Genomic DNA, 12,125 nt, shown 5'->3' on the forward strand with positions numbered 1-12,125 from the left:
TCATCGGCGGCGGGCTCACTCACCCCCACCTCAGGTAGGAAGAGCCATTTATAGAGTCATGCACCACCGAGGTTGTCTACTCCTCACGCGGGAGCTGGCCAGCATCTTGCGGGGCCATCCGAAGATTTGTCGTTTGCTACAGTTTCCCCGTCTACGGTTACTTCGCAAGTTACTTGACTTCCGTCTTGATCAGCCTCTACATACACGCTATAGACGCGGTTATCAATATCAACAACTTCTTCGCCACTGAAGCCAACTTTTTCAGTTATATCGTCTTCTGTGTCTTTAATCGTGTAGGTCCCTTGGCCGTCGTCGACACTAACCGTTACTCGAGATTCAACGTGCGACGATTCTTCTCCAGGGGATGGCGATTTGTGTTCTGACGAGGATACAGATGATTCGGTTTCAACTGATTCGTCACCGGCATCGGGGGTTCCGCACCCAGATAGAACGAGGAGTCCGAAAGCGAGAGCGACGGTGAATGTCCGCGATTTCATTTGATGACCTTTCTGGCGGATTTAAACTGATCTCAAGAGGTTTTGGGATCGAAGTCTGCGATCCGCTGGCCCACACCGAACATCTGCTCAATGGCGGCGACTGTACGGGCCGCGGCTTTCCCGTCGCCGTAGGGGTTCACGGCGTTGGCCATGGCCGCGTAGATGCCGTGGTGGTGCAGGAGGGTGTCCACCTCTTCCACAATGCGTTCTTCATCCGTGCCAATGAGCTTGACCGTGCCAGCGGTGACTGCCTCAGGGCGTTCGGTGTTCTCCCGCATGACCAGCACGGGCTTGCCCAGGGAAGGGGCTTCTTCCTGGACGCCACCGGAGTCCGTGAGAACAATGTCCGCAACGGAGAGCATGCGCGTGAACTCGCCGTAAGCCATGGGTTCTGTCACGTGCACGTTGGGCTTGCCTTCAATGGCCGGCAGCACAGCTTCACGGACCACGGGGTTGCGGTGAACCGGCAACACAATGGTCAGATCCGGTTCGGCGTCGGCAATCCGGGCCAGGGCACGCCCCACACCCCGCATGGCTTCGCCCTGATTCTCCCGGCGGTGCGTGGTGACCAACAACGTTTTGCCAGAGCGCTGCGCGATGTCCTCCAGCTGTGGGTCCGAGAAGGGCAGTGCCTTGGCCACGGTGTGGTGCAGGGCGTCAATCACGGTGTTGCCGGTGACCACAATGTGCTCGCCGTCAATGGCTTCGGCCAGCAGGTTGCGCTTGGAGATGTCCGTGGGCGCCAGGTGGAGGCTGGTGATCTGAGAAGTCAACTTCCGGTTGGCTTCCTCCGGGAACGGGGAGAACAGATCGAAGGAACGCAGGCCGGCTTCCGCGTGAATCACCGGGATTCCGCGGTAGAAGGCCGCAATGGCACCGGTCGTGGACGTGGTGGTGTCACCTTGCACAATCACCGCATCCGGGGCGGATTCCTCAAAAATCGCATCCAAACCTTCCACCGTGCGGGTCAGGACACCGTTGAGGGTCTGGCGCGGCTGAATGATGTTCAGGTCATGATCCGGTGTGATGTCAAAGATCTGATTGACCTGATCCAGCATTTCCCGGTGCTGCCCGGTGACGGTAACCACACATTCGAATTGCGGGGACTCTTGGAGCGCTTTGACGATCGGCGCCATCTTGATGGCCTCCGGGCGCGTCCCGTAGATCGGCATGATGGTCAGGGTCATCGCGTTTTCTCCCCGCTGCTGGAGGCAGCTGTTTGGTGGACTTGCGGAACGACAGCAAGCATACGGGAGACAACCCGCCAGTAACCGGAGTTTCACCACCGCCATCTGGTGAATCACATACCGGCGCCGGTCGGTTACAGCTCCACCATGCCCGCCTTGTGGGCCGCAATCACCAGTTGCAGGCGGTCCCGTACGCCAAATTTGCTGACCAGATGAGTCACGTGCAGCTTGACCGATTTCTCTGAGATCCCCATGCCATCGGCCACCTCTTTGTTGCTGCAACCGGTGGCCAGATACTTCAGAACTTCCGATTCGCGGCTGGTCAGGGTCACGGCCGGCGGCAGTTCATTGCGTTTGTCGCCGGCCCTCAAGTGACCCACAACAGCATCCAGTGCGGTGGGGGAGAGCTGAGTTCTTCCCGTCAGGGCACGGCGCACCGTGCTCAGAATCCGCTCAGGGGGATCGGATTTCAACACGTACCCCAGGGCACCGGCACGCAGCGCAGGGACGACGGCGTCCGCCGTGGTGAACGTGGTGATCATGACCACCTTGGTGGCGGGCAGGACCCGCAACAGTTCCGCAGTGGCCTCAACACCGTCCACACGCGGCATCTGGATGTCCATCAGCACAATGTCCGGGCGCAGGTTCACCGCCACCTGCACGGCAGAGCGGCCATCAGCTGCCGTTCCCACCACTTCCATGTCCCCGGCACTGCCCACGTACACGGACAGTGTTTCCCGCACCACGGACTCGTCGTCGGCGATCAGGACTCGGTATTTTGCAGGGGTGGTCATGACTGCGGTTGCACTCCTAGATGCGTTTTTGCGGAATCAGAATATCCTGGGACGCGTGGATGTGTGCTGACCAGCAACAACGGCACCGTGGCAATCCGCGTGACCACCACCTCCCAAACCCATCAGGAGTACCCATGGCTTTGTTCACCCGTTCCCGGAAGGCCGCTGCTGCAGCGGCCGTTGCCGGTTCCATGCTGCTCAGCGGCGGCATGGCCTCAGCAGCTCTGCTCCCGGGCCTGGCGGCAGCGCCGTCGTCGTCCAATTCAGTGACGGCCGGCCCGGTCAAGGCCGAGCCGGCCGTTTTTGTGAGCCTGCTCTGCCAGTACTACGGACGTTGCTCCAGGTAACGTGCGTCCTCTGACTTCTACAGCGGGTCCGTGGACCGCAATCTCCGGCCGGTGGCCGGAGCTGCGGATCACGGACCCGCTTCCACTGCCCATGTTCCTGCGGATCATCGTGGGAATCCTGGTGGCAGGCGTGGCCGCGTTTGACGTGATTCGCCTGCTGACCACAGCCCATCCGGGCACCCAGGGCACGGACTCCACGTTGGTGGAGGTCCTGGCGCTGGCCGGCGCCTCCTACCTGCCACTGCTGGGCACGCTGGTGGGTCCACGGTTTGGTGCCGTCACCCTGGCCTTTGCCTACGCTGCGGCCCTGCTGACCGAATCTGTGTTTGTCATGTTTGTCCCCGGGGTCATGTGCACCCTGATCCTTGTCATGTGGTTGCGCTGGAGCGTGGGCATGACCGTGGTGGGCGCCCAGGTCCTTGCGGCCGTGAGCTTTGGCATCTTTGTCCGCGAACCCACCACCTGGCCAGAAGTCGTGGCCCTGATCCTGCTGATCTCCATGGCCGCAGCCCTGGGCGCCACCATCCGATTCTTCCGGTGCCGCAGCCTGCTCTCCGCCCGCAAAATTGCGCGCCTGGAGCATGAGGCCGGCCTGGTCCGTGCCGCCGAACGCCAAGACCTGGCACGGGAACTGCACGACCTTGTGGCCCATGACGTCACTGCCACCGCCCTGCGCGCCAATGCCGGATTGCTCTCCCAGGACCAAAGTTTCCAACGCACTGCCTTGAAAGACATTGCAGACAGCGCCAGCGGAACCATTGCTGACCTGCGCCGTCTGGTGAACATCCTGCGGGAGGAGCCGGTGGGTATTTCGGCCACCCGGACGCCGCTGTCTGAAACCGCCCACGAATCCACCACCTCCGGCAACCTTGCCCCTCCCACTCCCACCATGTCTGACGTGCTGCAACACAGCGTCCAGAGTCTGAAGGATTCGGGGTTCCGGGACATTCGCATCCAGGACGGCCCGGGATGGGAGTACCTGACCACCTCTGTGCGCAGCACGTGTCAGCGGGTGGTGCAGGAGGCCTGCACCAACATCATTCGCCACGGAGCCACGGATGGCCCGGTGTTCATTCGGGTGGAGATCCTTGCTCACGACGGCGCCCAGGGCCACGCGGAGGTGGAGGTCACCAACAAGTTGGCCCAGTCGCGGCGTCGGGAGAACACCACACCTGAAGCGGTGTTGAGCGCCGGGGGATTCGGGCTGCTGGGGCTGCGGGAACGGGTGTCCGTGTTCGGCGGCGAACTCAGCAGCGGCCCGCAGGCGGGACAGTGGATTGTTCGGGCGCGGCTGCCGCTGCAGGAGATCGATCTGCGCTGAACCGCGCCGTTGTTCTCTGTGCGGACTCGCCCGGGCGACATGCAACGACAAGATCTGAAATATATCTCAACCGCATATTACCTCGCGGTAAGGTCGGAACAGAGCCGCGCTCCGCGCGGTGATTCCTGATCCAGCAGCGTGCTGCGCTGCTGGCACACCGACCGTATCCGTTTGAGGTGATGGCGCCATGAAGCGTGACCCCGCTGCAGGACACGCCGCCCTTCAGTTCAAAGTCCAGGATTCCCGCGGCCAGAACCTCCTGCTGAACCGGGACATCCTGCGGCGGACCTACGGAGCCATCAAGGCCATCGGTCAGTACTTCTACCGCCACGCCAACGGTTCGCCGGACACCACCCCGGATGCCGACGGGTTGCTGTCCATCTCCTTCACGGAGAGCCAGGACGGCTTGGTCACCTTCATTGCTGACCAGCGCCCCGCCCCGCCCGTGGTTCGACGACGACGCCTCAGTGATCTCTGGCGTCATGTGCCCACCAATGGTGAAGCCAACCGGGCCCAAACTGCCCTGCAGAACACCATGCTGCTCATCAAGGCTGCAGCTTTCTCCCTGGAGGTCGGCGGTACCACCACGCACGCAGCCGGTCACGGGAATCTGGTGGATCTTGTTTCCACCACGGACTCCCAGCGCCTGCGCCTACCGGTCCAGGTGGTTCATGGTTTGATGGATGCCGCCGTTCAGGCCCATCTGAGGGAGTTGTGGTCGGCGGTCAGTGAGGAGGGTGTGGGATCCATTGTGGTGGGCTCTGACCCGCACACACCTGAGTCCCGCAATGAATGTGTCATCCCGGCCACGGACGTGTTTGTGGAGTTCCAGGCAGGTGGCGACCTCCTCCGGTGAGCTACCCGGTTGACCCACCCCCGTGAGCACCCCACCATGCCCATGGTTCTCAGGCGCTGGGATCCAGCCCGGAGATGCCGGTGGGGAAGTCCTGACGGCGTTCATGACGAGTCAGCACAGAACTCAGCGGAGCATCCTGCGCCTGCACCTTGCCTGCCAAGGAGTGGTAAGTCTCATGGATGATCTTCCGGTGGAAGGTCTCTGACAGCGGAATCACCACCTCATCCCGTTGCTTGGATTCCAACGGGTCGCGGACAATCACCAGGGCCTTGACCTCCGGCAACAGCAGAACAGACATCATGCCGGTGAGTGCATCCACCAGGGCGGGGTTGTTCTCAAAAATGCCCATCATCACCAGCGGCACCCGATAAGTGCGGCGGTTGTCCAGCATCAAGGTGCCAAAGCCCTCCTGGTCACCGGCGGCACTGATCTTGATGTCCTCCGCCATGGTGATGGGTGGGACCAACTGCACGGTGGTGGACATCAGCTCCGCAACCCACCGCAACAGCACCCGGTATCGTTCGCGGCACGCCGCGGATTTGGGATTGACCATGCGAACCCAGGCCGGGCGCTGATCCACCACGCGCAGGTCCACCAGGTAGTGACCCGGCTGCTGTTGCGAATAGTGCAGCTGGAAATCTGGTAGCTCCTTGGGGTACCCGTGAGAGCGGGCCACGGAGTAGCTGACGTGGCGCAGCACCTGCAGCATTCCGCCGTAGGTGGCCTCCAGAACGTGGCCAGGGGGATCGAATCCGTCAGTTTCACTTTCCAGACGCACCTCACCCAGCACCTGAGCCAGGATGGAACCACCCGGCACCTGCTGGGGCCCCTTCTTGTCCGCGGCCACCTGTCACCTGCCCTCTCAACGGCACGACTGCCCACCACTGAGCATTTGTGGGGAGCATCCTGTATGAATCACCAAGATTGTACGTACCCTGGCGGACAGTTGCATTCTTATGACTGGACCCGCGTGGGGCGCCGTTGTCAGGATCAGCGGGAGGTGCTGCGGCGTCGTGCCCTGAGCCCGGAGACCAGTCGACGCGTGCGCGGAGCTGCCGTGGAAACGGCCAGGTAACCGGACAGTGCCCCCACCATGCCCGTACCACCCACCAGAATGGGCAGCCGCAGCTTGGAGAACCGCTCCGCATCTGATGCCACCACGTGGGACATCCCGTTGATGGTGGCGGCTATCACCGCTCCGGCAATCAGTTGGTGGCCGATCTTCTCCGTCTGGTTCAGCAGCGGTTGGAGTTCATCACCGCGCAGGTGAACGTCAAAGCCACCGTGTTCCAGGACGGCCAGCACCCGCCGCATGGCTTCCGGGGCTTCCGCGCCCATGTGCACGGCATCCTGAACCAGGTCCCGCACACGCCCCACCAGTGCCTCCGGGGAGAGGCGTTTGAGCACAAAACGCTGCGCGTAGGGCTGCATCACGGAGACCAGGTCAAAATCCGGATCCAGGCCGGTGCCAATGGCCTCTGCCGTCAGCACCATGCGCAGGAACAGCGCCGACTGGCGCGGCAGACGCAGCCGGTGGCGGCGCAATGTGGACACCAGATCACCCATCAGGGACCCGATCCGGACCTCAGACAGCGGCCGGTTGGCATAACGCCGCACCATGGCCTCAATGTCCCGCTCCAGCTTGGCACGGTCCAGATCCTGACCGGAGGTGTTCGTCAGGGCCAACATGCCACTGGTGGCACGGCGGACGTTACCCTGGACCACCCCCATCATCAAGGTCACCAAGGAATCGCGGAACTCCTCAGACAGGGTCCCCACCATGCCAAAGTCGATCATGGCGATCGAGCCATCTGGTTGGACAAACAAGTTGCCCGGGTGCGGATCCGCGTGGAAGAACCCGTCCTCAAAGATCATCTTGCACAGGGCATCCGTGGCGGTGACGGCAAGTTCGTGACGGTCCAGGCCTGCGGCATCCAAGGCCTGGTTGTCACTGATCTTCATTCCACTCATGCGTGAAATCGTCAGGATCCGGGTGGTGGTGGCCTCCCAGAACACCTCCGGAATGATGATCGCGGGGTGAGCCGCAAAGTTCTCCCGCATGCGCTCCGTGTTGCGGGCCTCTGTCAGGTAGTCCATCTCATCCCGCATGGAGGAGGCGAACTCGTCCACCAGGCCAATCAGGTCCTGGTACTGCACACCCGGCCAGTACCGGGTCAGAAGCACCGCCAACTCCCGCAGGATCTCCAGGTCCCGGTTGACCTCATCCACAATGTCCGGTCGGCGGATCTTGACCACCACGTCCTGACCCCGCAGACGTGCCGCGTGGGCCTGGCCGATGGACCCCGTGGCCAGCGGAACGGGGTCAATGTGCTGGAGGATCTCCTCCGCACCCGTTTCCGGTTGCTCGCTCAGCATCTCCCGCACCACCTGCGGTGGAATGGGAGGGGATGAGTCCTGAAGGCGCGCCAATTCTTGTGCGTAGGCCTGGGGCAGAAGATCCGGGCGGGTGGAGGCCAGCTGGCCCAACTTCACAAATGTTGGACCCAACTCCTCCAAGGCCAGGCGTAGGTGCTCCGGTTGTGGCTGCACCTTGTCCGGATCAATCAGCCGGACTTTGCCAAGGTAGGAGCGCCACTCAGGTTTGAGCCCGCCCAGGGCGAACCCAAAGCCGTGCTTGGAGAGCACTTCAAGGATCTGAAGGAGTCTTTCGCGCCGGGAGATCATCCGTTGGGGGTCATCGTCTCTGCCGAGGGTTGGTCATCTGTACCGCGTGCCGACTGTGCGGAACCGCTGGAACGCAGCGGACCGAACAGGGACCGCAAGTACAGTGCCATGCCTCCGGTGGCAGCGGCAACAATCACAGCAAGCGCACTGACCAACGGCTCGCGGCCCAGCATCAACAGAGCCACCAGCAGGAGCACAACGGTCACACCGGCAAGGACCATGGCCGTCACGCGGCTGCTCTGGGTCCAGGTGGCCGCTGCGTCGTTGCCGGCTGCGGCGTCGCTGCCCGCGGCTGTGGAGGCTGCGGTGGACGTTGAGGTGGAGCCAGAACCACGGAAGGAACGGAAACGGCCCGTCCCGTTGGAAGCAGGTGCGGCACCGGCGGCAGACATTCCCCTGTGCCATTTCTTGGCGTTCTTGCCGCGTTCAGCCTCCGTGGGCACGTAGGCGTTGGGGACCTCATAGGAGTCGGACTCAGGTACCAATTCCTCACCCAGGCGGGGGAGTTCCTGGTACCAGTCGGCCTCGATCGCTTCCGGCCGAGCGGCCTGGACCGTCAGGGAGACCTCAAAGGCTGAGCCCCGGATGGTGCCCCACACAGCCGTGAGCAGATCATGTTCAAAGGCATGGCGGATGACCGGAATGAACTGTTCGGACAGCTGCGTGGAGAGCCGGCCCACCACCTGGCGCTCATGCAGGACCTCCACAATGTCCACGTGCTCCCCGTGGGCCGTGCGTACCTGGTTGACCTCCAGGGTCAGGAACAGGCGGGCTTCCCCGGACTTGGGCAGGATCGAGTGCAGGTAGGCGGCGTGGTCTTGTTCATCCAGTACTTTGATGGACGGCCCCTGCGGCAACACCGTGGAACGCTGCGGGGGAGAGTTCACGGGAAACAGCAGATCCGGCGGGGAGAGCTGGATCCGGGCGGTGGCATCCACCTCATCCGTGCCGTCAGCATCCACCAAAGAGGCCTTGATGATCACCGGCGCGGTGGGGCTCAGACCGGAGGCCACCACGCGGGTCACCGCCGGCCAGTAGCGCGCGGCGTCGTCCTTGGCCAGGTGACCCACCTGATGCCGGCCCACCCGCACGGCAATGGTCTGGGAGTCAAAGGGGTTGTCCGGTTCAGGCACAAGTTCAGCGGTACCGGCGTAGGTTTCCACGGTGTTGTGGGACAGGGCACCGAACACGCGCAAGATCTCAGCGTCATAGAAGTTCTCCGTGACAATTTCCAGAGAACCGCGGTCGTTGAGTGCGTAGGTGGTCATGGTCTCCCTTTTGCCGGAGGGCCCTGGTGCCAGGGGGTGGGGAAGCGTGGCTTGCCGGTCAACCTAGTCACGCGAGCATCCGGGTCACCGGACGCGCAACAGTCTTTCACGAATCCATGCGTCCGGGGCGGATTGTTGCATGAGCCAAACATGACTACAGATGGTGATTCCGGCGGGGTTCACGGGGTTGAACGGGCTTGAATCCGCAGCCGGATCAACCGTTCATCGCGTTGTTCCGTCAGCACCCGGCGCAAGGCCGCCGGCGCCTGCGGGTGGGTGTCCAGCCACTGCTGAGTTTGGCTCAACAACGAATCTGATTCCGCAGAATCACCCGGCTTCAGGTCACAGGTGCTGGGATAGAGCCCGGCCACCACACGCGTGGCCATGCCCATGGAGCGGGTCTCCCACTGCTGCATCAGCATGGCAAAGTAGGCGTCCCGGTACGGGGTGATCAGGTGGTCATCCGCCAACTGGAAACCTGCGGCTGTGGCGCTGAGCAAGTCATTGGACAGGTCCCCACCCAGCATCTGCTCCCAGGCAGCGTCCTTGGCCCATCGGGTGGGCCGGGCCGCTTGGGTCCTGGCATGCCCGATCTGACTCACCCGGGAACCATCACGTTCCAGCTCCTCCCGGACCCAGGAGTCCACGGCATGGTTGGAGGCCACCAGACCAGTCATCCACCGCCACCGCAAGGACGGCCCCAGAATCAACCCCTCCAGGGTTTGCCTGCCGGTGAGCAGATCCCGCAGCCACGCGGCAGGTCCCGGGTCCCTGGCCACCAGGCGCCCCAGGATCCTGGCCAGTGCCGTCTGCCGGTCCGAACCCGGCTGTGCTGCTTTCAGGTGATGGACCACCGCGTTGGTGAGCACCCGCCGTTGATCTGCACGACGCCGCACGGGAACGTAGTCCTCCACCGTCTCCACGGCGCGTTCCAGGATGGTTTCAAACACCACGGACTCGGTTTCTGCAAACACGTCACGGGTGACAGCCCCCAGGAAATCCGCGGGGTCCAGCTGGGCACGGCGCAGCATGGACCACAGGTGGGACCAGGCCACGGATCGCGCCATGGGATTCGGCAACGCACCCAGATCCTCCATCAGCCGCTGGGTGGTGGCGGTGTCCAGATTCACGTGGGAGAAGTCGAGGTCGTCGTCGTTGACCAGGACCAGGGGAGTCCCTGAGCCGGCTGCGGGCGGGAAGGGGACCACCACTGCGGTGCCTGGTGTGAGATCTGCCGGGAGGTCCACGGGAATTTGATGCGTGCGTTCCAGGCCGTACGCATCCGAACCGGGCTGGTACAGACCAACGGCCAGGTGGTGAGCTCTCTGTGAAGTAGGGTCCGGCACGGTGCCCTGCGGGGTCAAGTGAAGCTCCGACCTGTGAACCTCAGCATCCATGACCGTGGTGCCCAGCGTGCCCAACCAGTCCCGGGCCCAAGCGGCCGTGTCCCTGGAGGATGCCTCCTCCAAAGCCGCCAGGAAATCCTGCAGGTCCGCCGAGCCCCACGCATGGCGGCGGAAGTAGACGCGGCACGCAGCCATGAATTCCTCCACACCAACGTAGGCCACCAACTGCTTCAGTGTGGCAGCCCCCTTGGCGTAGGTGATGCCGTCAAAATTCTGGCGGGCGGCCGCCACATCCGGGACGTCGGCCACAATCGGGTGCGTGGTGCTCAAACTGTCCTGTCGGTAGGCCCACCCCTTGCGCCGCACGGCAAACCCGGCCCAGGCATTCCTGAACTCCGTGGCCTCCGCGCTGGCGTAGGCGCCCATGAACTCCGCAAAGGACTCCTTGAGCCACAGGTCCTCCCACCAGCGGATGGTCACAAGATCGCCAAAGTACATGTGCGCCATTTCGTGCAGCACCGTGTTGGCCCGCCCCGCCCGTTGCTGGTGGGTGGGTCCGTCCGGGAACAGGTAGTCCTCCGTGAGGGTGACCATCCCGGGGTTCTCCATGGCACCCAGGTTGTACTCGGGCACAAAGGCCTGCTCATAGGAGTCGAACGGGAAGGGCAGGTCAAAGAGTTCGGTGAAGAAATCCAACCCCGTGCGGGTCAGGTCAAACAGTTCTTCTGCCGGGAGGTACTGCGCCATGGAGGCACGGCACCACAGGGTCAGGGGAAGCTGCTGGGGTCGGTGTGCGTACTTGCGGCTCCAGGTGCTGTCCACTCGGTGATACGGGCCAGCCAACACAGTGGTCAGATAGCTGGGGATGGAGGCGGTGGGGGCGAACTCGTGCCGGATCCCTGCCTGGGTTTCTCCGGTCACCGGCTGGCGCACCGGCTGGCCAACGGGCAGGGCGTTGGAGGACACGGACCACCCTTCCGGTGCCAGGACCGTCAACGTCCAGGCCGTGCGCAGATCCGGTTGGTCAAAACAGGGAACCACTCGCCGGGCGTCCGTGGGCTCGTACTGGGTGTAGAGGTAGGTCTGCCCATCCTCCGGATCCACGTAACGGTGCAAGCCTTCACCTGATCGGGAGTAGTACCCGGCACCTTCCACCACCACCCGGTTGGTGGCTTGCAGCCCGTGCAGTTCAATCCGGCCGTCACTGACAACCTCGCTCAACTCAGTGCGGCCCAACGCCACCCCGTTGATCTCCACGGCGTGGACGTCCCCGATGAAGTCAAGGAACGTGCTGGTGGTGGGGGCGTCGTCGTTTAAGCTGAAGTCCCAGGTGACGTGGACGCCAAAGGTGCGCTGGTGCTGGTCACAGGCGCCTGTCAGGTCCAGTTCCACGTCCGCGGCGTTCAGCGTCAGGGCAGCAGTTCGGGCAGCAGCATCCACACGGGTCAGATCATGGTGAGACACACCACTATCCTATGGACACGGGAGGTCAGCAGCAGACTGTCTGTGGCGCTTCGTCACCTCCCTGCAACACGTCTGTGCCAGGATGCTCCGGGTCCAGGCCCGCACCACGTGATCTGCGCATGTGTGGATCGCACCCCGCACGGGGGTTGAGAGTTTCAAGGACTGAAGGGACGTGATCCACCACCATGACGGATCTGTTCGCCACCTATGCCCAGGACATGGCGGGCTCAGGCGCCTACGACGAAATGTTCACGCAGGCCCAAGACGTCCGCCCCGCCTTCAACCGGGTTGCGGATGTCCTGAGCTCACTGGATCTGGGGGATGTGACCTCCCGGGATGAATCCATGGCCCGATCCTTCC

General features: G+C 63.1%; 9 protein-coding genes. 3 read left to right on the plus strand and 6 right to left on the minus strand.

What is annotated here, in order from left to right; all coding sequences use genetic code 11:
- Window positions 1-529: 529 nt before the first annotated feature.
- Both wecB and L979_RS12230 read right to left on the minus strand, forming a co-directional pair.
- Complete coding sequence (gene wecB / locus L979_RS12225; protein WP_047692486.1) at window positions 530-1,684, minus strand: non-hydrolyzing UDP-N-acetylglucosamine 2-epimerase; 1,155 nt, start codon at window positions 1,682-1,684, stop codon at window positions 530-532.
- A gap of 134 nt (window positions 1,685-1,818) precedes the next feature.
- Window positions 1,819-2,478, minus strand: a complete 660-nt coding sequence (locus tag L979_RS12230) for a response regulator transcription factor (RefSeq protein ID WP_047692487.1) — start codon at window positions 2,476-2,478, stop codon at window positions 1,819-1,821.
- Between the two features lie 134 nt (window positions 2,479-2,612).
- Here L979_RS12230 and L979_RS12235 point away from each other — a divergent pair, with 134 nt between their 5' ends.
- The 3 genes from L979_RS12235 (at window position 2,613) to L979_RS12245 (ending at window position 5,002) form a co-directional block, all read left to right on the plus strand.
- Entirely contained in the window at window positions 2,613-2,825 is a 213-nt protein-coding gene (locus L979_RS12235) for a hypothetical protein (protein ID WP_047692488.1), read from the plus strand.
- Window position 2,826: 1 nt separating this feature from the next.
- Window positions 2,827-4,146: a sensor histidine kinase gene (locus L979_RS12240; RefSeq protein ID WP_156125579.1), complete on the plus strand. Its 1,320-nt coding sequence runs from the start codon at window positions 2,827-2,829 to the stop codon at window positions 4,144-4,146.
- Window positions 4,147-4,333: 187 nt separating this feature from the next.
- Entirely contained in the window at window positions 4,334-5,002 is a 669-nt protein-coding gene (locus tag L979_RS12245; protein WP_047692490.1) for a hypothetical protein, read from the plus strand.
- A gap of 49 nt (window positions 5,003-5,051) precedes the next feature.
- Here L979_RS12245 and L979_RS12250 read toward each other — a convergent pair whose 3' ends face one another.
- The 4 genes from L979_RS12250 to pepN all read right to left on the minus strand — a co-directional run bounded on the left by L979_RS12250 (window position 5,052) and on the right by pepN (window position 11,765).
- Window positions 5,052-5,849, minus strand: a complete 798-nt coding sequence (locus tag L979_RS12250) for a hypothetical protein (protein ID WP_047692491.1) — start codon at window positions 5,847-5,849, stop codon at window positions 5,052-5,054.
- Between the two features lie 143 nt (window positions 5,850-5,992).
- Window positions 5,993-7,687: an AarF/ABC1/UbiB kinase family protein gene (locus L979_RS12255; protein ID WP_047692492.1), complete on the minus strand. Its 1,695-nt coding sequence runs from the start codon at window positions 7,685-7,687 to the stop codon at window positions 5,993-5,995.
- Window positions 7,684-8,955 (minus strand): HIRAN domain-containing protein, encoded by a 1,272-nt coding sequence (locus L979_RS12260; RefSeq protein WP_052209869.1) that lies wholly within the window; start codon window positions 8,953-8,955, stop codon window positions 7,684-7,686. Before L979_RS12260 ends, L979_RS12255 begins: the two co-directional genes overlap by 4 nt.
- A gap of 179 nt (window positions 8,956-9,134) precedes the next feature.
- Window positions 9,135-11,765, minus strand: coding sequence for an aminopeptidase N (pepN, locus tag L979_RS12265; protein WP_047692493.1), 2,631 nt, complete (start codon window positions 11,763-11,765; stop codon window positions 9,135-9,137).
- Window positions 11,766-12,125: the final 360 nt, after the last annotated feature.

This window comes from Kocuria sp. ZOR0020, assembly GCF_000800955.1.
In the GTDB taxonomy this organism is placed as follows: domain Bacteria; phylum Actinomycetota; class Actinomycetes; order Actinomycetales; family Micrococcaceae; genus Kocuria; species Kocuria subflava.

Excerpts from the sequence above, each read along its gene's own strand:
- wecB (WP_047692486.1), bottom strand. The coding sequence starts at position 1,684 with ATGACCCTGACCATCATGCCGATCTACGGGACGCGCCCGGAGGCCATC.
- L979_RS12230 (WP_047692487.1), bottom strand. The coding sequence starts at position 2,478 with ATGACCACCCCTGCAAAATACCGAGTCCTGATCGCCGACGACGAGTCC.
- L979_RS12235 (WP_047692488.1), top strand. The coding sequence starts at position 2,613 with ATGGCTTTGTTCACCCGTTCCCGGAAGGCCGCTGCTGCAGCGGCCGTT.
- L979_RS12245 (WP_047692490.1), top strand. The coding sequence starts at position 4,334 with ATGAAGCGTGACCCCGCTGCAGGACACGCCGCCCTTCAGTTCAAAGTC.
- L979_RS12255 (WP_047692492.1), bottom strand. The coding sequence starts at position 7,687 with ATGATCTCCCGGCGCGAAAGACTCCTTCAGATCCTTGAAGTGCTCTCC.
- L979_RS12260 (WP_052209869.1), bottom strand. The coding sequence starts at position 8,955 with ATGACCACCTACGCACTCAACGACCGCGGTTCTCTGGAAATTGTCACG.